The 22910-nt window shown below is 49.8% G+C and carries 18 protein-coding genes; 2 read left to right on the plus strand and 16 right to left on the minus strand.

The window, feature by feature from the left end:
* Positions 1 to 2 precede the first annotated feature (2 nt).
* Both Q0X64_RS09445 and Q0X64_RS09450 read left to right on the plus strand, forming a co-directional pair.
* The gene (locus Q0X64_RS09445; RefSeq protein ID WP_297811853.1) at positions 3 to 431 is read left to right on the plus strand and encodes a DNA polymerase III subunit chi; all 429 of its coding nucleotides are present in this window, start codon (positions 3 to 5) and stop codon (positions 429 to 431) included.
* A 101-nt stretch (positions 432 to 532) separates the two neighbouring features.
* Positions 533 to 3358 carry a valine--tRNA ligase gene (locus Q0X64_RS09450; RefSeq protein WP_297811856.1) on the plus strand — a complete coding sequence of 942 codons (2826 nt, stop codon included), beginning with the start codon at positions 533 to 535 and terminating at the stop codon, positions 3356 to 3358.
* Positions 3359 to 3700: 342 nt separating this feature from the next.
* Here the strand turns inward: Q0X64_RS09450 and Q0X64_RS09455 are convergent, their stop codons facing one another.
* The 16 genes from Q0X64_RS09455 to Q0X64_RS09530 all read right to left on the minus strand — a co-directional run bounded on the left by Q0X64_RS09455 (position 3701) and on the right by Q0X64_RS09530 (position 22531).
* Complete coding sequence (locus tag Q0X64_RS09455) at positions 3701 to 4255, minus strand: PepSY domain-containing protein (RefSeq protein WP_297811858.1); 555 nt, start codon at positions 4253 to 4255, stop codon at positions 3701 to 3703.
* A 161-nt stretch (positions 4256 to 4416) separates the two neighbouring features.
* The gene (locus Q0X64_RS09460; RefSeq protein ID WP_297811860.1) at positions 4417 to 6108 is read right to left on the minus strand and encodes an NAD-dependent malic enzyme; all 1692 of its coding nucleotides are present in this window, start codon (positions 6106 to 6108) and stop codon (positions 4417 to 4419) included.
* 420 nt (positions 6109 to 6528) lie between these two features.
* The gene (locus Q0X64_RS09465) at positions 6529 to 6963 is read right to left on the minus strand and encodes an Hsp20/alpha crystallin family protein (RefSeq protein ID WP_297811863.1); all 435 of its coding nucleotides are present in this window, start codon (positions 6961 to 6963) and stop codon (positions 6529 to 6531) included.
* Positions 6964 to 7121: 158 nt separating this feature from the next.
* Complete coding sequence (locus Q0X64_RS09470) at positions 7122 to 7775, minus strand: response regulator transcription factor (protein WP_297811866.1); 654 nt, start codon at positions 7773 to 7775, stop codon at positions 7122 to 7124.
* Positions 7765 to 9099: a sensor histidine kinase gene (locus tag Q0X64_RS09475; protein ID WP_297811869.1), complete on the minus strand. Its 1335-nt coding sequence runs from the start codon at positions 9097 to 9099 to the stop codon at positions 7765 to 7767. Before Q0X64_RS09475 ends, Q0X64_RS09470 begins: the two co-directional genes overlap by 11 nt.
* Positions 9100 to 9105: 6 nt before the next feature.
* Positions 9106 to 11220 (minus strand): DUF3438 family protein, encoded by a 2115-nt coding sequence (locus Q0X64_RS09480; RefSeq protein WP_297811872.1) that lies wholly within the window; start codon positions 11218 to 11220, stop codon positions 9106 to 9108.
* A gap of 133 nt (positions 11221 to 11353) precedes the next feature.
* On the minus strand, positions 11354 to 11791 hold the full coding sequence (locus tag Q0X64_RS09485) for a hypothetical protein (protein ID WP_297812182.1): 438 nt from the start codon (positions 11789 to 11791) through the stop codon (positions 11354 to 11356).
* 11 nt (positions 11792 to 11802) lie between these two features.
* Positions 11803 to 13014 carry a type II secretion system F family protein gene (locus tag Q0X64_RS09490; RefSeq protein WP_297811875.1) on the minus strand — a complete coding sequence of 404 codons (1212 nt, stop codon included), beginning with the start codon at positions 13012 to 13014 and terminating at the stop codon, positions 11803 to 11805.
* 1 nt (position 13015) lies between these two features.
* Positions 13016 to 14662, minus strand: coding sequence for a GspE/PulE family protein (locus Q0X64_RS09495; protein WP_297811879.1), 1647 nt, complete (start codon positions 14660 to 14662; stop codon positions 13016 to 13018).
* 15 nt (positions 14663 to 14677) lie between these two features.
* Positions 14678 to 15328: a hypothetical protein gene (locus tag Q0X64_RS09500; RefSeq protein ID WP_297811881.1), complete on the minus strand. Its 651-nt coding sequence runs from the start codon at positions 15326 to 15328 to the stop codon at positions 14678 to 14680.
* Positions 15325 to 17082 (minus strand): hypothetical protein, encoded by a 1758-nt coding sequence (locus tag Q0X64_RS09505; protein ID WP_297811883.1) that lies wholly within the window; start codon positions 17080 to 17082, stop codon positions 15325 to 15327. The genes Q0X64_RS09500 and Q0X64_RS09505 overlap by 4 nt, the downstream gene beginning before the upstream one ends.
* Positions 17079 to 18140, minus strand: a complete 1062-nt coding sequence (locus Q0X64_RS09510) for a prepilin-type N-terminal cleavage/methylation domain-containing protein (protein ID WP_297811886.1) — start codon at positions 18138 to 18140, stop codon at positions 17079 to 17081. The genes Q0X64_RS09505 and Q0X64_RS09510 overlap by 4 nt, the downstream gene beginning before the upstream one ends.
* A 17-nt stretch (positions 18141 to 18157) precedes the next feature.
* Positions 18158 to 19042, minus strand: coding sequence for a type II secretion system protein GspG (locus Q0X64_RS09515; RefSeq protein ID WP_297811889.1), 885 nt, complete (start codon positions 19040 to 19042; stop codon positions 18158 to 18160).
* A 180-nt stretch (positions 19043 to 19222) separates the two neighbouring features.
* Positions 19223 to 20248: a type II secretion system protein gene (locus Q0X64_RS09520; RefSeq protein ID WP_297811891.1), complete on the minus strand. Its 1026-nt coding sequence runs from the start codon at positions 20246 to 20248 to the stop codon at positions 19223 to 19225.
* A gap of 99 nt (positions 20249 to 20347) precedes the next feature.
* A complete protein-coding gene (locus tag Q0X64_RS09525; protein WP_297811894.1) occupies positions 20348 to 20578 on the minus strand; it encodes a hypothetical protein in 231 nt (76 codons plus the stop codon).
* A gap of 189 nt (positions 20579 to 20767) precedes the next feature.
* Complete coding sequence (locus Q0X64_RS09530) at positions 20768 to 22531, minus strand: Wzy polymerase domain-containing protein (protein ID WP_297811897.1); 1764 nt, start codon at positions 22529 to 22531, stop codon at positions 20768 to 20770.
* Between the last annotated feature and the right edge of the window lie 379 nt (positions 22532 to 22910).

The raw sequence follows: 22910 nt of genomic DNA on the forward strand, positions 1-22910 counted from the left end.
ACGTGACCCGCGTCAGCTTTTACCTGCTCAAATCAACCGAAGCCGAACAGCGGCAGGCTTTTGCCTGCCGCCTGGTTGAAAAGGCCTATCATCAGGGCCAGCAGGTTTATATTCATACTGATAATGCTGACCACAGTGCCGACATTGATTCGGCTTTGTGGGCTATTCGTCCCGACAGCTTTGTCCCCCATCAGATTATTGAAAACGACAGCGACTGCGACAGCCCGGTATTGATTGGACATGGCGATAACACCCCGCCGCGGCTGATGGATGTGTTGGTCAATCTGACCCAGCAGCAGCCACTGTTTTTCAGCCAGTTTGAACGGGTTGCCGAAATCATTGATGACAACGACCACATCAAACAGGCAGGCCGCGAGCGCTACAAATTCTATAAACAGCGTGGCTACGAGCTCGACACCCACTCAATCTGAATTCTCCTCCCCCGAACAAAACCACAACATCGGCGGTAAACAGGACTGTTCACAACAGGTATAATGCACCGCTTATCTCTCGACTGATCTGAACTGCAAAGATGGAAAAAACATACAGCCCTGACGCGATCGAACAACGCTGGTATCAAAAATGGGAACAGGCCGGTGAATTCAAGCCCAGCGGTGAGGGTAGCCCCTACTGCATCATGCTGCCGCCCCCCAATGTCACCGGCAGCCTGCATATGGGCCATGGTTTTAACAACACCATCATGGATACCCTGACCCGCTACCACCGGATGAAAGGTGATAACACCCTTTGGCAGCCGGGTACCGACCATGCCGGTATCGCCACCCAGATGGTAGTGGAGCGTCAGGTCAATGGTGAAGGCAAGACCCGCCATGAACTGGGCCGCGAGGATTTCACTAAGCGCATCTGGGAGTGGAAGGAAGAATCCGGTGGCAATATCACCCGTCAGTTGCGTCGCCTCGGCTCCTCGCTGGACTGGTCGCGTAACCGCTTCACCATGGATGATGAGTTGTCCGAAGCGGTCAAACACGTTTTCGTCAAACTCTACCAGGAAGGCCTGATTTATCGCGGCAAGCGCCTGGTGAACTGGGATCCCAAGCTGCATACCGCCATCTCCGATCTGGAAGTGGAAAACCGCGAACAGAAAGGTCATATGTGGCATCTGCGCTACCCGCTGGCGGATGGTCTCAAAACCAGCGAAGGCAAAGATTATATTGTCGTGGCCACTACGCGTCCTGAAACCATGCTGGGTGACACCGGCGTCGCTGTTAACCCGGAAGATCCGCGCTACAAAGACCTGATTGGCAAAGATATTCTGCTGCCCCTGGTCAACCGTCGCATCCCTGTGGTGGCTGATGAACATGCCGATATGGAAAAAGGCACCGGTGCGGTCAAAGTCACCCCGGCGCATGATTTTAATGACTATGAAGTCGGCAAGCGCTGCGGCCTGCCCATGATCAATATCTTTACCCTCAATGCTGATGTGCGCGATGTGCCGCAGGTATTTAATACTGATGGTAGCCCCAACAATGAGGTTGAAGCCCGCATTCCTGAGTCTTATCAGGGCATGGAGCGCTTCGCAGCGCGTAAAGCCATCGTCGCTGATTTTGAAGCAGCCGGGCTACTGGATGAAATCAAGGACCATGAACTGACCGTGCCTTATGGTGACCGCGGCGGTGTGGTTATCGAACCGATGCTCACCGATCAGTGGTATGTCGATGCCAAGACTTTGGCTAAACCCGCCATCGAAGCGGTAGAAACCGGCAAAGTCCAGTTTGTACCCAAGTCCTACGAGAACATGTACTACAGCTGGATGCGTGATATCCAGGACTGGTGTATTTCCCGTCAGCTCTGGTGGGGGCACCGCATTCCGGCCTGGTATGACGATAACGGCAATGTCTATGTCGGTAACGATGAAGCCGCAGTGCGTGCAGAAAATAAGCTGGCTGACGATATCGCTTTAACCCAGGACGAAGACGTACTGGATACCTGGTTCTCCTCCGCCCTGTGGCCATTCTCAACTTTGGGCTGGCCCAAAGAGGATGAAGCGGTCAAAACCTGGTACCCCGGCAATGTACTGGTCACCGGTTTTGACATTATCTTCTTCTGGGTGGCCCGGATGATGATGATGGGTATTCACTTCCTTGGCGATGTGCCGTTCAAGGAAGTGTATATTCACGGTCTGGTGCGTGACTCCCACGGCCACAAAATGTCCAAATCCAAAGGCAATGTGCTGGACCCGATTGATATCATCGACGGTATCGATTTGGAAACCCTGGTTCAGAAACGCACCGCCGGCATGATGCAACCCAAACTGGCTGAGAAGATTGAAAAAGCCACACGTAAGGAATTTCCGGAGGGGATTGAAGGCCACGGTACTGATGCGCTGCGCTTTACCTTTGCCTCGCTGGCTTCTACCGGCCGCGATATCAACTTTGATATGAACCGCATCGCCGGTTACCGTAATTTCTGTAACAAGCTGTGGAATGCCGCCCGCTACGTGCTGATGAACACCGAAGGTCAGGATACCGGTGTTGATAATGACGAGGTCGAGCTGAGCCTGGCAGATCGCTGGATCATCTCCCAGTTGCAGAGCACAGAACAGGACGTCACTCGCGCCCTGGATGCTTACCGTTTTGACCATGCCGCGCAAAGCATTTATGAGTTTATCTGGAACAACTACTGTGACTGGTACCTGGAACTGTCCAAGCCGGTACTGACCAGCGATACGGCCTCAGCCGCAGCCAAACGCGGTACCCGCCGCACTTTGGTCCGGGTGCTGGAAGCGACGTTGCGCATGACCCACCCGTTTATGCCGTTTATTACCGAAGAAATCTGGCAGACCATTGCCCCGCTGGCAGGCAAATCCGGCGACACCATCATGTCCCAGCCCTACCCGGTTGCCGATGACAGCAAGATTGATAACACCGCGGTCACTGAAATGGAATGGGTGATGAACTTCATTACCGGTATCCGTTCTATTCGCTCGCAAATGAATATTGCACCGAAAAAAGCGCTGCCGGTGCTGCTGAAAGATGCACAGGCTGATGATCAGCAAAAACTTAACAATAACCGTAATTTCATCAGCCGCCTGGCTAACCTGGAGTCTATCGAACTGCTTGAAGGCGAGGCACCGGCAGCCGCCACCGCGCTGGTCGGGAAAATGGAGATCCTGATCCCGCTGGAAGGCCTGATCGATAAAGACGCTGAAATCGCTCGTCTGAACAAGGAAATGGGCAAGCTGGATAAGGTCATCAAACAATCTTCCGGCAAATTGTCCAATGACAACTATGTCAACAAAGCGCCAGCAGAAGTGGTGGCCAAAGAGCGTGAAAAGCTCGCTGAAATGCAGCAGGCCTATCAGCAGCTGGAACAGCAGTTAGCCGCGCTGGGGGCTTAAAGCTGGGCTGTAGACGAACCGCATGGCATGAGATGCCTCCGCTATCGGTCGGCATGACAGCTTCATGTGTTATCGGAACGGTTCTGAGCACACTACCCCGATGTCATGTTGAGCGCAGCCGAAACATCTATACGGCTTGGAATAAAGATGCCTCCACTCCGGTCGACATGACAGCTTCATGTGTTATCGGCATGCTGAGCACATTACCCCACCGTCGTGTTGAGCGGAGCCGAAACATCTTTCCGGCTTGAGATAAAAATGCCTCGACTACGGCTCGCAATAACAGGCAAAAAAAAAGCCGCTGAAAATTCAGCGGCTTTTTTATAGTAGTCAGAAAAAGGCTTATTCTTTTTCCATACCGATTTCATAAAGTTCGATATTGGCTTCTTCAATTTCGCCGGTTGTGGCATCTACATCGACTTTCACTTCATAGCCATGAACGCTTTGAATATCGAACTCGTAAGTGGCGTCGCCATCAAAACCCACTTCCATTTCTGAGGCAACCACTTCACCCGGATGAATGCTCAAAGCAAAATCCTGAGCTTCAGCCTGGGAAATTTTAGCGAGTTTCTTGAAGGTGGGGTCATCAGCAGCAACTTCACGTTCGATTTCAGTGATGAAACCTTCTTCAGCATTACACTCGACATTGTAAGTGTTGCCATCGGCTTCAGCTTCAATATCAAACTCGTATACCGGGTCGTCGCCTTCCATTTTCAGTTCGACTTTGCGGGCATTACCGGGAATGGTGTCCAGCGCCGCATCCAGGCAGGTTTCAATCTTCACAATGTTCCAGTCACGGACATCATCCAGATCATAGTTGTCATGATCGGCAAAAGCTGCTGGTGCCATGGTCATGGCAATAGCAGCAGGGATGGCTTTCAGCATTGTGTTTTTCATAGTTAAGCTCCTTTTAGAGATGAATGATCTGAAAAAAGATCACCCTCTACCCACAAGAGCAATGATCGAACTCGTACATGCAGTATAACAGTCCTGGTTAATTTTAGGAATTTTTCCTATAACACATCTCAACTGACAAGGAGTATATGGAAAAGGTTTTTTTAAGTACTGACCCGCCGGTATGAGCGGTAACGTGGCAACCAGAAATTCTCCTCAATCGCCGTTTCAAGCTCGGCTTCTGTACAGGCCGCTGCCAGCCCTCGCTGCTGAGCCAGCCTCCCTACTTCCAAGGCAATATTTTTGCTCAGTGTTGCCACATCACCCAGTGACGGCAACAAGGCTTCCCCACTCTCTTGCAGCAGCGGCGATGCATCCGCCAACACCTGACTGGCCACCATCATCATTTCATCAGTGATGCGGCTGATACCGGCAGCGACCACCGCCAGACCGATCCCCGGGAAAATATAACTATTATTGCACTGTGCAATCGGGTATTGGCGTGCCTGATATTCAACCGACTCAAAGGGACTGCCTGTGGCTATCAGGGCCTGCCCCTGTGTCCATGCCACCAAATCGGCGGGATGGGCCTCAACTTTTTTAGACGGATTACTTAACGGGAATATCACCGGCTGTGGACAGTGACTATGCATGGTTTTAATTAATGTTTCGGTAAACAGCCCGGCCTGACCGGATACACCTATCAGCACCGTGGGCTTAGCTTTATCCACTACCTGCTGGAGGCTGATATTTTCCTCCTGGATATCCCAGTCATGACGCAAAGCGGCATTCTGGGCCAGTTGTAACTGGAAGTCATATAAACCGGCTTGCTCACGGAGCAGCAGCCCCTGACGGTCCACCATAAAAATGCGGGCGCGGGCATCATCCTCTGCCAGTCCTTCCGCGCACATATGCTTAATCAGTTGTTCGGCAATACCGCAGCCCGCGGAGCCGGCACCGACAAACACAATAGTCTGATCACTAATCTGCTCCTGTTTGGCCTGGCAGGCTGCCAGCAATGAGCCTGCCGTGACCGAAGCCGTGCCCTGAATATCATCATTAAAGCAGCAGACTTTATCCTGATATTTGCGTAACAATGGCAGCGCCTTGCTTTGTTTGAAGTCTTCAAACTGCAGCAACGCATCAGGCCAGCGCTTTTGTAACGCTGTGATAAACAAATCAACAAACTCCAGATATTGCTCATCATTAATACGCCTGTGCTGCCAGCCGATATACATGGGGTTTTCCAGTAGTTCCTCATTATCGGTGCCCACATCCAGCGTGATCGGCAATGTATAAGCCGGGCTGATGCCAGCACAAGCGGTATATAGGGAGAGCTTTCCAATCGGGATCCCCATACCACCAGCGCCCTGATCGCCAAGACCCAGGATACGGCTGCCGTCCGTGACCACGATAATTTTGACATGACGCTTGGTGGCGTTATGCAGAATTTCATCGATGCGAAACCTGTCCGGGTAGGCAATAAACAGTCCGCGCGCCCGGCGGTAAATCTGCGAGAACCGTTCACAGGCCTCCCCTACCGTTGGGGTATAGATAATGGGCATCATTTCCTGCAGATGCTGCTCGACCAGGTAATAAAACAGGGTTTCATTGGTATCCTGGATGGTGCGCAGGTAGATATGCTTGTTTATCGGTTCATCAAAGCTGGAATACTGCAGATAAGCTCGCTCGGCCTGCTCTTCGATGGTTTCAAAATGATGCGGTACCAGACCTCTCAGGTTGAAATCATGACGCTCTTCTTCAGTAAAGGCTGTGCCTTTATTGAGCAGCGAGGTGCCCATCAGCGCCGGACCGGCATAGGAAATATAAACGGGATCCTGGTTATTATGACTCATCAAACGCGCTTCCTTGTGATTACTGCAACACGTGGTGAGTCCAGTATAAACCGTTGACTGTCAGAAAAAGCAAGGCTGGATTGGGGCTGCTGTTTTAAGCGTCAGGGGGAGATGTTTCGGCTTTGCTCAACATGACAAATTGTATCTGTCATCCTGAAGCACGCTGACAGGCCAGAAAATTGTCATGTCGACCGGACTACATCCCAAGCCGCAGAGATGCTTCGGCACCGCTCAGCATGACAACCAAGGCTATATACGCACCTAGAGGCTGAAAGGCCGGAAACTGTCATGCCGACCGCAGCGGAGGCATCTCTGCCCCAGGTCTTGAAGATGACTCGGCTTCGCTCAACATGACAGGGCTGGGGCGTAGCTGAAGTGAAGCAAGAGCCTGGCAGCGCATGGCTGCCAGGCATGGTTCTGTTAATCGACTTTCACTTCAATCCGTCTGGGTTTGCCTTCTGCTGATTTGGGAATCGTCAGCTCCAGCACGCCATCACGGCTGTGTGCGGTGATATTTTGTAAGTCAGCGCGTTCCGGTAAAGTGAATCGGCGCATAAATTGCCCGCTGAAGCGTTCAATACGGCGGAAATTGTCCTTGTCTTCTTCTTTGTGACTTTCACGCTGACCTTTGATGGTCAGCACACCGTTTTCAGCAGTGACTTCAATATCGTTGGATTTAACGCCGGGCAGATCGGCATGAATGGTAAAGCCGTTTTCATCTTCACTGATATCCACGGCCGGGCTCCATTCTTCGCTGTTGAAGCTGCTTTCTACCGCTGGAGTATGGAAAATGGTGTTCATTTCCCGCTGCAATTCGTCCAGCAGGCTGAGTGGTCTGTAACGTTGTATTGCCATAGTATACCCTCCAAAAAAACCGAATTAATCAGAGAGACATGTCTTTCTGATTTTTAAAATAGGGTCGGCTTGAGGGCTTTTCAAGAGAAAAGTTAAAAAATTTTATTCCCTAAAAAAACAGCAATTACAGTGAGTTGAATAAAATATAACGATAGTCGCTAAGGTTTGATGATGCCTAACACTACGGCAATGTTGGCTAGCTCAGCTGCAGTGTTCACTCTCAGCTTGCTTTTGATTTGGGTGTTGTAGTTCGCTACGGTTTTATAACCCAGGTGAAGTTCATTGGCGACTGCATGCGCGGTCATCCCGCGGGCAAGTCGGCAGAACACATCAAACTCACGGGGTGACAAAGAGGCGACGGTCTGTCGGTAGTGCTCGATATCAACATAGCGCACATCGTCGGCCTCAGGCATCAGTTGCTGTTCAATATACTGCTTACCGCTGGCCACAGTTTTTACGGCTTCAGCCAGTACTTCGGCGGCGCTGTTTTTACTCACATAACCCATAGCACCGGCCTGCAAAGCGCGCTCGACGTAGATCGCTTCATCATGGATGCTGTAAACCAGTACGGCTGCCCCTGCGTCTTGTTTATGTAGGCGACGGATCGTTTCCAGGCCGCCAATACCGGGCATTGAAAGATCCATCACCACCACATCAGGGTGCAGACGTTCGTATTCCTGTGAGACCAGTTCACCACGGTTCACATCTTTTATTTCACCGATAAATGGCTGGGAAGACAGCAGAATACGGAAACCGGCGCGAACGACTTCATGATCATCGACCAATAGCACGCTGATATCATTATTTTTCATCTTGTTTCTCTATAAACGGCATTGAGGCCCTGACTCTGACACCCTTGCCCGGCAAAGAGTCGAATTTGAAATGACCGCCCATGCTTTCCACACGTTCTCGCATACCCAGAATACCGAAGCCCTCGCCCTCGGCGCTACCGCCGCTGCCGTTATCTTCAACACGGATCACAATCCAGGGCTTCATATTATGCAGCTGACGGCGAATAACGACATCAACACGGGTTGCTTCAGCATGTCGCACTACATTGGTCAGACATTCCTGCACAATCCGATAGACATGTATCGCTACCTCATGATCCAACCAGTCTATGGTTTCATCGTAGTCAAGTTCGACTTTGAGCGAAGGATTACGCCGCAGCCACTCGTTGACCAGATCTGTCAGGGTAGCGGAAAGGCCTAAATCGCTGAGGCTGAGTGGATGCAGAGTTCGCATCATTGATCTGACCACACCGGACAGGTGGTTACAAATCTCGATAATCGAATCGGCAATATCCGGAATTCTGGCCTGAGGCTGCTTAGTAGCAACCGCCATCGCCTTCACTGCGGTTAGTGACTGGCCCATTTCGTCGTGCAGCTCACGCGACATGGTTTGACGCTCATTCTCCTGAATATGCATGGTATGTCTTGCCAGTGCCTGATTACTGCGCCGTGCACTGTCCAGCGCGTCAGAGAGGTTATTCACTTCGGTAGCGATGGCATCAAACTCGCTGATTCTGAAATTAGGCAGTTTTTTACCGTATTCGCCGCTCTCTACCCGCCGTAAGCCCGCCAGGATGGCATGGACGGTTCTCAGCATAGACTGGAAAACGATATTAATGGCCACAAAGATAAAGGTCATCATCAGCACAATTGACCAGAAAAAGGCCTTGGACTCGGCCCAGGCCTCAGCCACTTCGTCGATGGGATCAGCGCGAATAATGATTGTCCGGCTGCTGCCATCCATCAAGTTAATGTTGTAGCTAGCAGAAGGATATTCAGAAGTCACCGCCTTTTTAAACCAGTATGGCGGCATATTTTCCAGCTCCGGCTCAGATTGTTCGGTCAGCCACTCACTTTCCGAGCCGTCGTCCTTCACTACCGTAATGTGAATATGGCGGGTTTTCTGAATGGTGCTGAGCTGACGCATCCAGTGCTGTTCACTGACCACGCGGCTGGCCGGGTAATTAAAACCCAGATCGATCATCTGCAAAGCCAGGTTAAAGGAAGAGTTGACCTCTTCCTCAACTGACTGGCGGGCCTGCCAGATGGCCAACAAGCCGCCCAGCGTCAGAATCAGGATAACAGCAATAATAATCCTGACATTTATCAGTCCGCGGAGGCTCATCCCAGACTACCTCGGTGAGCTGAGCGCAGTAATCACATCATCAAATGGTTGATCAGACACCAGGTAAATCATTGATGAAGCATCATCGGTACCGGTCGGCGCCAGTTGCCCGGCTTCCATCGCTACCGACAACCAGTCACCGCGCAGCATCTCTTTGGAAAGTTGAATCACTTTATCAGAGCGATTGAACAAAGATACGGCTGTCACGTACAGACTGCCTTTCTGCCAGCTTTCCTGTGGCACAGTCTTGATGGCAGGCTCAGAGAACATACCGGCAGCAATCGGAATCACCCGGACTGACTGGTAAATCTGGCTATCCGGACGCTGCACATCGGGTGTTCTGCTCATCTGCGCCGCATAGTTGGTCATCGCTTTGAATGCATCTGCCTGCTCAGCAGTCGGTATAAACTCGCTTTCTTCAGCGGCCTTCTCAATATCGATAAACTTATTCTCAAAATCCTGCATCGGTGGCTGATGCTGGTTGTAATCCTGATAAAAACGATTATCGGACTGACGAAGCTGCTCACTTTCCTCTGGTGTATTCATCAGCCGCGGCGTGATCAGCAGAACCGTTTCTGTCTCTTCTTCACTCTCACGAGTGGAACGAAATGCACGGCCAATAATCGGGATTTCACTCAGGATAGGCACTTTCCGTTCATTTTTGTTGGTGCTGGTGCGGATCAAACCACCCACCGCTACCGTCAGTCCATCTCTGGCCATCACAGTACCCGTGAGGCGCGCAGTATCGACCGTATCTACCGGCAGGTTCTGTACCGTGCCTTCACCATCGGTTACGGGCACCACACCCCCACCAGGGTTCACAGTGGAGTTCTCCTGTTCAATAAACAGTTCAACCGTATCATCGCCATTAATTCTGGGGGTAATGCGTAAGGTAATACCGATATCTTCACGGTTCACAATCGCCTGTACATAGGCGGGCTGCACCACTACTCCGTTATCTACAATGGCCGGGAAAAATTCAAACCCTTCTGTCAGCAGTGTTTCTTCACCCACAAACAGCTCGGCCTGGCGATGATTGGACGCCACCACCATCGGGTTGGAAAGCACCCTGACCCGATTATTTTCTTCCAGGAACTGAAGGTTCATTCTGAGCCGATCATTTAAAAACTGATAAACGAAGGTACCCGAATTCAATAAGGCGTTGTTACCTATCCTGAGCGGCGTATCAGCATCATTGCCGCCGGGCAGCGATTCGCGAATTTCAAAGTTGAATATCGAATCAAAATCTTCACCCAGCAACACGCTCAGAATCCGCATCTCCAACATCACCTGCGGCACCGGGATATCCATTTTATCAATAAGCTGCTCAATGCCAGCCAACACTGATTTATCATCAGAGCGCACAATCAGCATATTGTGCTCATTGTTGACCGTGACATAGATAGGTTGAGACTGGATAGTGGCCTGCTGCAGGGCTTCCTGGGAAACATTACGCTGGCCGCTTTGCTCAATGGCCTGGGCCAGCTGTTCAACTTGGTCAACGGTCAGTTCATCACTGTCGAGCTGAGCGCCGGATTGTGCGAGGTTGCCCTGACCGAACCTGCCTGAGATGCCCCCACGGCTACCCCCAAAGCGATTGCCCCTGCTGGAGTTACGCACGCTCCGATTACCACCTCGTACACTACCAAAGCTCCCGCCTCTGTTGGTACCACCCGCACGGTTTCCTGTTGTACCATTGCCGGAATTGCCAAAACTGTTGGACGCGGGCGGCAGACCATAGGAAAGGATAACTCGCTGGCCGAACAAATCCTCAATGGCCTGCGCGATGATGAGCACGTTGGCATTAAGCAAACGGAAGATTTCAATGTTCTCGCTCTCTCTGACAATCAGATCTTTACTGTATTGCTCACGGGTCATCAGGCGATAGGTATCAGTGTCCTCATCATAGCGATACCAGAGGTCACTGATACGGCTAATGGATTTAACCGCATCCAAGATGCTCACATTTTTGAGATGAATGGTCACCGTTTTGTTGGCGGCTTCCGGAGTCGCAATGATGTTCTGCTTGCTGAGCTCGGAAAGTGTCCTGACAACATCACTGATTTGACTGCCACTGAACTCTACCTCGGTGATCTTTGTGGTGTTGTCTTCAGCAGTCACAACTCTTGGCTGAACAGGTGACTCAACGACACCAGTCTGAGCAGGCTGAGTATTAGAAATTCCTCCTGCCTGAACCGCTCCGGCAACAAATAATGCGGTTGTAAGTATGATTGTTTTTTGTAGTTTCATAGAATTATCTTAAAACGCGAATGCGCCCCAGCGTGCCTGTTTCAATGGTGATACTTAAACGGGAAATTTCAGAGATACGAATGGCGTTGGCTGGCTGTCTGGGGTCAATATTGATTTCATCGCCCTCACGAACCATATAAACGCCACTGCCTTTAATTTCCAACAACGCCAACTGCTCCTGAGAGCCCTCGGGTGTGATGAATCCTCTCAGACGCATTGTCGGAATTTCAATATCACCACCTTCATTTGGTCGAAAGCCATACACATCATAGTTAACGGCACCTTCAGCGCCTGCCTGTTCGAACATCAGACGGCTGGGCGTGAATGGATCACGAATAAAGGTGCCGTCAACATTCTCATCTTGGGATTGACCGTTGGCATAAATCAGCGCCATGGGCATCAACAGTATTAAACATATCAATATTTTCAATTGATTAATCATTTCTTTCACCTTCATGCCGCGAGGGCAAATAATGCCTGGAAAAAGGCATAATAAACAAAGCCCACCATGCCACCAATGACCAGAATCATGGCTGGCTCAATCATGGCTGAAAGCCGTTTGATAGCAATCTCCAGGAGGCTCTGATAGTAGACACCAAGCTCTTGTTGTATGCGATCCAGTGACCCTGTTCTCTCACCAATTGCGATCATATGAGTGACCAGAGTCGGCATCTTGGGGTGGGTAATACTGCTAGCCAGGTCACGGCCTGCCATAACACTGTCAGAAGCCTGTTTCAGCTTATCTGAATAAATCTTGTTGGCAATCAAATCAGCAGTAATTTTAAGAGAGTCAAAAATCGTGATACCACTGCGCATTAATATAGAGGATGCCCAGTTCAGCTGTGCCATTGAACCGTAAGTAATCATCTTGCCGAAGATCGGTGTGCTGAGCAGTAATCTGTCAATTAAGCGCCTGCCTTTATAGGTTTTGTAAATAATAAATGTCAGGATCATAGCAACAATCACAGAGCCAATGATGATGAGTCCGTTCTCCCTCAAAAAAGCAGCCCCATCAATCAGCGCCTGGGTAGAGTCTGGCAGCCGCCGACCTCGCCCCTGAATAAATTCAGCGAACTTGGGGATGATCATCGTCACCATAAATACCGCCACGCCGATGGCCGCCAACACGACCACCACCGGATAAATCATCGCATTGATCATCTGCTTACGCAGCTGGGATTTTTTCTCCAGATGCACAGCCAGACGCTCCATGATGACATCCAACTCACCAGTGCTTTCACCGGCCACGACCAGGTTGATAGCAATGTCACTGAAAACATCATCGTGTTTGCGCAGTGAGGTCGATAAAGACTTACCAGCCTCTATATCACCATGCATTTTTCTCAAGGCCAGATTGAGCCTTGGACTGCTGATTTGTGTTGCGGCGAGTTCAAGACATTCCGCCAGAGGCAGGCCCGCCCTCAACATAAATGCCATTTGGCGATAAAAGAAAATCAATGCATCGGTAGAAACAGAACGCTGCGTCGCTAGCCAGTCTTTGAAGTTATCCTGTCCGAGAAAGCCCGACCGACGTTCTTTAATCTGTAACACTCGCAGACCTTCCGTACGCAAGGCCTGAGCCACCGCACCAGTGCTGTCAGCCCGCATCTTACCGGAGAGTTCATCACCGGTTCGGCTCAGCGCCTGGTAGGCGAACATCGGCATATCAGTTCACCTCCGCCGTCTCACGCTGTTTGAACACCGCGACATTCTTCACTTCACTGAGCGTCGTCAGGCCACGCAACACCTTGTCACAGCCATCTTCCCACATATACTTGAGGGCATTGCCGGCACTGGCTTCCAGTGTTTCTTCATCAGCGCCTTTTGAAACCATTCGGGCCAACTTTTCATCGAACCATAACGTTTCAAACAAACCTAGACGGCCGCGATAACCCTGCCCTTGGCAGACTGCACAACCCTCCGGCTCATAGATATCTACATCATCTTCCCTGCCCAGCAAAACCAACTCCTCTTTGGTCGCTGGTCTCGATTTGGCACAGTGTCGGCACAGACGCCTGACCAGACGTTGGGCAATGACCGCTGTCATGGTTGAACCAATCAAAAACGGTTCACAGCCGATATCAACCAATCGGGTTACGGCACTGACCGCATTATTGGTATGCAAGGTAGAAAATACCAAGTGGCCGGTCATCGCGGCTTTAACTGCTACATCAGCTGTTTCTGAGTCACGAATCTCACCGACCATCAAGACATCAGGGTCATGCCTGAGCAAGGATCGGAGTGCGTCGGCAAAATTGATTTTCGGCCCCGTTTGAATCTGGGAGATGCCATCAATCACATATTCGATGGGGTTTTCCACCGTCATGATGTTGAGATCAGGCTGGTTAATCTCCTGCAGTGCCGCACAGAGCGTAGTCGATTTACCACTCCCCGTGGGACCAGTCAGCAAGATCATGCCATAGGGTTTTCTGATGGCTTGTTTGAACTCATTCAGGTCATGCTCCAGAAAACCCAGATCCGTCAGTGTTAATGTGCTGCTCTCACTGCCAAGCAGTCGCATCGTTATCCGCTCACCGAGACGCGTTGGCGCGGTGGCAACCCGGATATTGAACTCCATATCGACAGGTGGAGGCATATAATAGGAGAAACCACCGTCCTGAGGCATACGCTGTTCCGAAATATCGAGGCTAGCCAGGACTTTTACCCTTGAGATCAAACCAGCAGCAATATCGGGCGCATTTTCCAACGGATAATCATTCAACTTGCCATCCACCCGAAAGCGGACTCGCAGTCCCTCTTCTTCTGTCATGAGGTGAATATCAGAAGCACGATTAAGATAGGCATCCCGCATGATTCTATCGAGCAATGCAACCAAATCAGTGGCTGCCGGCACACTCTGCTGGTTCGCCTGTGCCACGGCTGTGTTGGCTAAGACCTTTTTGACAGCCAGTCTCAAATGCTCTGGGTCTGTCATTGCAACAGGCAGTGTCTCACCAATCAGGCGCTGTGCTGAATCAACCGACATGGTATCGGCCGGATCACTAATAACCAGCACCCGCTCTTCCCCGAGATTCACGACCAGCATTTGCTTACGGCTGATCAGGCTGGACGGCATTTTTTTAGTTAAGACAGGATTGACCTTAGCCTCAGCCATATTGATGAAGCGCAAGCCATGGTCTTGAGCCAATGCCCGATGCAGAGCCGATAAAGGGAGACGAAAGTCTGCCAACACCTTGGATAGCAACGGGACCCGCTCGCGCCGTGCTTTCAGACGCAGCTGGTCGACGACTGACTGCTCCAGCAGCCCTGTCTCTACACTTGCCTTTAGAAGTTGTTCGTCTCTGACAGCCATTTTTCTTGGTTCTTTTTATAGCGCCAATATCAGTTCAGTTTTAAGAATTTGAGAGCCGCCCCTCAGTGGTGCAATCGCTAACTTATCAATGTTGAGTCTGACAACAGTCACCAGATAAGGCAGTTCATCCAGCCCATGAATGAAACGACGCAATGCCAGGTAACTGCCATCCAGTTCTAATCGCTGCAATGGGCGTTGAAACATCGATCCGGGTGACATACGGGGTATCCAGCCGGCAGTAACAGGCGGCATGATCTCTCCATACTCCCGATTTTTGCTGGCTTTTAAAGGGGGCGGACTCAGTGCTTCGTTAACACGAATACGAACACCACTATCGCGTGCCAGTTCAGAAATTCGTACTTTCAGCTCCTGAGAATCCAATGGGGCCAGTGTGGTTTCTACTTGTTCAGCGCTATCTTTTATTGCTTGGAGAGCATTTTCCTGATCATCAAGTTCTTTGTTAATATCCTCAACTTCCTCTTGCGGCTCTGTCGGAATATCCATAGTTGCAAGCCGTTTTATGGTTGCCTGCTTTTGTTGTTCAAGCCGCTGAATATCACTGTACTTTGGGTCTAGTCGCATAAGGCCATACCCACCCAGAACGATAACGACGATGATGCAGCCTGCAAGAATACGTTCACGTTTGTTTAATTGCTTTAGGTTCATAACGTATTCACCTCACCAGCGCCGGCTTGTACTACTCGTACTAAACTCAGGGAGACAGAGTAACCGGTCAGATTCATCGGCCCTGTTTTTTCTACAACCTGAATATCTCTGACTTCCATATCCCAGGCGGTCACCGCTAATTTCATATTCTGAACAAACTCCTGCGCCGCGCTCTCGGTTAGAGCCCAGGCATCGATATTGAAATTATCGGTTTCTATTACACCGGGTTTATTAAGCGGATTAGTGGGTGGCTGAATGCCAACTCTACGGCCCATTTCATCAATACGATTCACGATAATCTGTTCAGTCGTGTTGTTCTGTAAAATCCCAAGCATCGCTTGAACCAGCAAAGCTCTGTCAGGCAATTCATTACCGAAGAATTCCAACCGGGCCTGCATTCTTCTCTGGTTTTCTTTTTGCTGTTCGAGTTCAGCTTTTCGTTTTTCAATTTCTGCGCGCTGTTTTTCGATCCTTGCAACAGCTTGGTCCAATACCTCTGCCCGTTCATCAATTTCCTTTTTTTCGGCTCTGATGCCGCTGTATTGGACGGCCATGATCACTTCGGTGACGATGATAAGACAGAGCAGACCCGCCACCAGTAGGCCGCCCTGCACTTCTGGCCTCTGGATGGGTGCTGGCAACGGCCCGCCTGGACGCACCATGCTGATCTTGCGAGCACCGCGAAGTCCGAAAAATAACCTGCCTGCGGCAAATAAACCTGGTGACACACCCTCTTTCTGATCAAACATCACCAGTGCCGGCTCATTGGCCAGCGCCGAAGAAAGACTGCGTTTTAAATCAGGCAAACTGTCTGGTGGCGCCGCCAGCACCAGGCCCGGATGTTGTGCGTTTTCTGCATGAAAGACTTCCAGACAGGAATCGAGCATAGAAGCACTGCGGTTGGCATAGTGCTGGACCGACGTAATCTGCTGTCGTCTCAGATGGGTGGAAGTAGTCATGAACTCAGTCGTTTCCAGCACCACCACGTGTTTTTCCGCCTGCTCAATCAGTGCCACACTGTTACCGGTAAGCGGCATCAAGCCAGCCAGCGTCAGGTTATAGTCCTGACAAAGCTCCTGCCACTTATCCAGTAATGACTGATAGGTGGCCGTAGTCAGCCAGTTCCAGACACCGGGCGCATCCTCTACCTCGCCTTGAGCCGACCAGCCACACATGATTTCATCATCTTCACCCCGCAGCCAGTCCTGAACAACAAACAAAGACTGCGCCTGTTCACGAGTGACATGCCCCAACTCCAGCGCGACTTCACCAAAACGCTTAGAACCATGCTCTGACTTGATACCTTCCTGTTTGTATCGTTTCTGAGTCTGGTTGATTTCCAGTACCTGGCTGGCCGAGAGCATGCCGTGGGACTCCATCAACTGCCCCAGTGTCCACTGCTGCTGATGTTGCATTAGCAAAGGCTCAACTTCCCAGCGAACCAGTTCATGCATCTGTGGCACGGGTTTGGGCTTTTTGGGTGAAACCGGTAGCTCCACCATGGCACTCATCACTGAGGGCGTGAGAACGATAACGTGATTGCCTTTCCAGCCCTGGGTTTTAAGTGAGCTCAATACCTGGCTGAATGCCACTGTCGGGTCAATGTTATCTGAATTGGCTGTGCCCTGAACCTGCAACTTTTTGCCTGTCCGGGTGATGATTGCAGCCTGCATGGATATACCTGTCCATTCGCAGACCATCACCGAGGCGGCTTTAAATGAAGTGAGTTTGTCTGTTATTTGCTTCAGGTTCATCTTGGTTTCACATTCCAACGAATTGGGGCCAGTTGTTGGCGAGGAAAGACAATAACACGGTATGGGGTACTCACATTCTCGGTGACGCAATCGCCCGGTGAGTTTTCACAAGTCAGAGAAACACGGTAATGACCAGCTGGAATACGACTGGAAAAAGTCGCTGTTTCATCAACCGCATTGTTGCCACTTCCAGCTGCCGGTATTGAAGAGGCGGCTATGGTAATAGCATCTGTTGAGAAGTTTGAGGCACTATTAGCCAGTGTCAATGTCCACTTATACGCTGGGTCTGATAGAGGAATGCCCGACACCGCGGTAGTCTGATCAACATTGAAGAACCTTACCGTGTATGTATCCTGTGCTAACCATGCATCGCTGGTGATCAAGGTCTCACTTCCAGTTGGCGGGTAGTCATCCATGCTTGAGTTCAGGTCAAATCCCACACTTGATACAGACAATGTGTAAGCCATTGGATCAATAGCTTGCACAGGGCTGGAGAGCGGAGTCATATCTGAGGCTTTAAGTGTCCATAGCCAGCCTGAGTTCTCTTCTATAGCCGCTGGTGCGACAACACTCACATTCACAAACGCATTTTCATAGCCGTCACGGAATCGACGGCCGCCATCCTGATCTGGCTGAACCTGAATGTAGGGCCCCCACCATCCATAACGAATTCCGTCAGAAGTCACACCAGGTTGTTTGATAGTCAGTTCGCCTGTGTCATTACAAGGTGATTCGACCTCATTAGTGCCACTTACTGCCACCGTTGTATCAACAAACAACAGTTCTTCAAGACAATAAGGCAGTCTGCCATTATCAACCACAAACCCACTCAACTCCGGTTGATTATTCACCGTACGCTCGCCGCTCTGGATAATGGCTTTGCGGATCATCTCAAGCCGACGCTGGGTTTCATCAAACTGCGCATCATCGCGGAGGTTATCGGTAAACAGTAAACCTGCCGACGCCAGCAGACCGATAAGAAAAAGCACCAGCACCAGTTCAAGTAACGTGAAGCCCTTTTGCTTCCAAAGCGCAGGGCATTTAGCAGCGATGTTCATCCTGTGCCCCTTTCTCATCAATTCAGCAGACACCGGACAATATCATCGCCCAAGGCAACGCAGGGGTCATCAGGAATATCAGGGTCAGTACCAAGCAGATCATATTCACTGGTCTGGCTTTCAAAGATGCCATCCGGGCCACTGCTGGCAATCCGCGCAATATTACCGGCCAACGGGTAATCCGCCGACATAGGGATAGTGATGTCCTGTGCGGGTAAACAGTCATAAAAGCCTGCCGACCGTTCGTAGCCCGAACCATCATCAGCACAACGATAACGCTGGTCATAAGCCAGCTCAGGGTCTAACAGCTTGTAGGGGTTTCCCCAGCCATCTTTTAAAGCTTCCTTGCTGATATAGGGGCCATTCCAGCCACTTTGGGTATCCTGACTCCACAACAAATCACTGTTTGAGGACTGAAGTGGAAAAGGAAATTGATTCAACATGGACAGCGCATTATCAGACTGAATCACATCTTCATTGGATGCATTTTCCAGGCTGTCACTACACCACTGGGCGTAAGTGGCCACTGAATCAGGTTGAGCAGGATCGGTCGGGTTATTAAGCGTATTAAACTGAAGTCGATCCATATCACTGGCAAAATCACTCAGTGAAATGAACGGCGTGTATTTCTGGTTGGCTGGGAATTCAACATAGACCAGGCAAGGTAATTCACGATTATCGCGGCGAAATTGCAGCAAAGCTTTCTGAAGCTCTGATAACTCCAGGCGGGTAATATTTTCACGGGCCTGATCTTCATTACCATCAAAGGCATTAATGGCAGCGATGCTGACAATACCCAACAGCACAATCACCATCAAGATTTCTATCAGCGTAAAGCCGCTTTGTCCAGGCTGGCGCCTGTTCGTGTTGTTATGTTGTCGGTCAAACAATAAAAACCACATTTACTTGTTCCCGATTTTGTTAATTATTCAGCGCTGCATTAAAAGCACCCACCTCGACGTAGTACCACTTCCTGTTAATACAAAACGTTCTGGCAATACAAAGGTATTGGCACAACATTCTGAGATAAAGAAAGGGCGGGCAGAGCCCGCCCCTCCGTCAACATTAACCTCTGTGTGAGATTATTGTTGTGCTTCCGAAGTCAGCTGGTCGATGTTTTTACCATCTGGTGTAACAATGGTGACCAGTTGAGGCTTGTCATACCAAGTCCAGACTTCAGTACCACCGTCACCGATTTCGCCATTTTCGTCAGCATACTGACCCAACGCGAACAAACCAATGTAACGGGCATAATGAATTTCCGGATTCACTTCGGTATCTTCATTACCAGTGTTACGAACATAGGTCGGTGACTGTGAAATAGCCACATTACTGAAGGTTGTAGAAGCGGCAGCGTCACCACCGAAACCTAAAGCAACCAGTGCGTGACATTCGTCAGCTTCCAGCGCATCACCATAACGGTTTTGGAAAATGTTACTGGTGGCTGGAGTGCCGTCAAATGCGGCGGCAGGGTAGTTTGTAGGTTCACTAGCGGCCACATCAGCACAGTTTGCATTTGGCACTACAGAAAGGTGAGATGGATATTCATCTGACTCTTCAAATTCAGCCTCAAATGAAGTGCCCGCAGGGCCTGTACTTTCGTTATGGAAACGGTTAGGGGCAATATTTGGAGGTAGTGCAGTACCTGCCGAAATCATTTGCAGTTCTTCAATACCAGAGTCCAGGAAAGCCGTCGCGATTGTGTCACCACCGTTAGCTGAAGTCGGGAACTCCCACGCAGCCAGGAAACCATTCATGATTGGCGCAGAGAACTGCATGCCACTACCTTGGTCTTCAACCAACAAGTCCCATTGGTTCGGATAGACATTTTCAACAGCGCGGTAGGTGCGAATCGCGCGGTCCAGTGTGGCTGCAGCATTACCTGCTGAAGCGGCTTCAGCATTCTCGCCCACATCTTCATAGGCAATCAGCGCACCGGTTGCCAGAATCGCGATCAGAGTAATAACAACCAGCAGTTCCAGCAGGGTAAAACCTTTTTCTTTACCTTGCAGCTTCTGGCCCTGAGCACGCAGTTTTTCATCTTTAATCACAGACAAGTCCGCTTTGCGGAACTTGGCAATTGACGCTTTCATTTGTTGGATGTTCATTATATCTCTCTCAGGTTTGCGCCTCAGCCACCCCTTGTGGCCTATTGGTCATCGGTTAAAAAATCAATTTGAGATGTGACCCGCTCACACTCTTTGCCATCATGCCGGGTTAACGTCTTCTCTTGAGGAAGCTGCTCCCTGCTCACCCGGGAAGTCAATCACATAGCGGTATTGTTTACCGCAGTGCAAAATCACTTCTTTCTGACGGCGTTTTAAGATACGAACCTCAACGCGAATATCGCCATAGCCATCATGCGCCAGTACGTCATCCACCAGCTCCAGTAGTTTGGCTTTAACAGGCTGTTGGTCTGAATCGACTTTAGCATTCATGCTTATGACACTCTCCGGTTGATTTCGTCATTGTTGATACTAGGTGAATCAGGAAAGCTTCCCTATAGGAATAATTCCTGAAATTTAAAACTCTGTTTTTGAATAATTGATGTGTCTATTTTTTGTACCTGATTAATGGGTTCTGCTAACCATCATTACGCGCCATTACCTAGCCCTGGTACCACTGCATCACTCTTTTTCCTTGTAGGGGTCCTGCAGAATCAGCAAAAGAGGTAGTAGTTGGTTTTGTTGCTTTTTAAAAACCTGGGCCAACACAAAGTTATGGTAAGCCTCTCTGTATTCAGGAAATTGTTTGATCGCCATCCTAATCATGTTTTGCGCCTCAAGCGGCTTGTTGTTCATCGCCAGCAAATAGGCATGGGTATAGGTTTCTACTCTACCCGGCCAGTTCTCAATGACTTGTTGGCTGATCGAGAGCTTGTCTTTTAATAGTTCTGGACGATTTGGTAACACGCGCACCAAAAAATTATCAGCAATGGGAGTAAAGACAGAACTCGCCCGCAATTCATATAGTTTATCTAGGTTCTGCTCTACCTCAGCCTGGGGCAGACCTTCCTCACGCAGTGAAGTCAATGTCGATTCCAATTCGTGATAACTGGTCTGCAGACTTCCCAGAGACCATGCAGAAAAGATGAAAATCACCAGGAAAAATACCGGGGCCAGATTAAAACGCAGTTGCAATGGTTTTTCAGAACCCAGTCCCAGCAGCAGGCTGGCAATACAGAGAAAAGTGGCATACCAGAGTGGGTACTCAAGCATGCTGTGAATACCAATAACAGACAAGAGCGCCAGTAACCACCAGCGTTCGGGGCTAAGGCTGTTGAAGAACTGCTCTCGGAACCAGTAGATGATACCGATAGTTAAAACCAGCGCCCCCAATATCCCTGTTTCAGCGAGAAGTTGCATAATCAGATTGTGGGCGTGGTGCCATAAGCCATCGAGGCCGGGATAGGCTTCGGTCACACTGAAGTTGTACCAGGGCAACTCTGCCCAGCCAGCTCCTAGCCATGGGTTTTGCTTGAACATCTGCCAGGCCTGTTCAATCAGAATCAGACGACTGGATTCTGTACCCATGGTTTTAACCAGGCGTTCGGCTGGCATTGATGCGGGTTCCAGAAATGTCAGAAAGGGCACAAAAAGCTGAGCTGCAATAAATCCGGGTATTAACCAAAGCAGGTTAATTGGCTTGAGTGCAAGCTCATCTGATGACACTGTTATTCTTGCCAGCAGCCATCCTCCGACTGACAGTAGAGCAATATAGAGAATTGCCATACGTTGTCCGCCCTGAGCGAGCCCGATAAGTATAAGCGTACTAATTACTAAAAGTCCTGCTCGGCCTATTCGACCTGTCAAACCCAGGTACAGTAAAGATGCCAAGCCAAGCGCCAGATAATTGGAAAAGTGATTGACCTGCCCAATGTTGCCGGACTTACCATCCAGAACCCACTCTGCTAAGACACTCTCGTCAGGAATAAACTTTCCAGTAAAGAGTAAAACCATGATCACAGCGGCACCTGTCGCAAATGACCAGGCAATGACCGGCACGATCTTCTCAAGACTCAATGAGTGCCGCATATTGGCACCCAACACAATAAGCAGTGCTGACAATCCCAGGTAGAGCATCGCAATAAACTGATTTTGCCAATAATCAGGCATGCCCACTGCGATCTGTACGCCCAACAGCACCATCAGCAGCAACGGAACAAAAGTCATAACAGGTAATTGAAACTGAGCCTGTCTGTTTTTGATTAGGAAAATGCTGGCAAACACTGCGAAAAACGCCGCCATCCACTCATTATAAAAGCTGGCAATTGGTGGCATATGGTAGGGAGACAGAAACGGTATTAGGCACATCAATGCCAGAGCAGCAATACTGAAGTTACCGAGCAAGGAACGAGGTGATTGATTTGAATCTAGTTCTGTCGCTGACATTGACCGAATCCCATTAATGAACTTGAAAATCAGTCAATCTTAGTGGGGCGCTTTCAATCACACACTAGGAAAAAGTCCTGTTTTTGAATTATCCAAATACAGGGGTTCTTGTGAATTGTGTGACCCAATTTGCTTTCTTGTTGAGAGGTGACGAGAAATAATTCGGGAATTTTTCCTATATCCACCGGGGACATGTGAGTTAAGAATGGACAGCGAGATTACTTAATAATCTCGCTTATTACTCGACTGTCATTATGACAGCCCCTTCGAGACCAAAATTAGGTTCTCAACTGTGGGTGGTTTTCACCCACAGTATTTTTCTTCTGGCTTTGACATTTCCTATAGCCTGTTTTCACTCAATTGAGCTTGTCTTGGGTGA

Source organism: uncultured Methylophaga sp., from assembly GCF_947259025.1.
GTDB lineage: Bacteria > Pseudomonadota > Gammaproteobacteria > Nitrosococcales > Methylophagaceae > Methylophaga.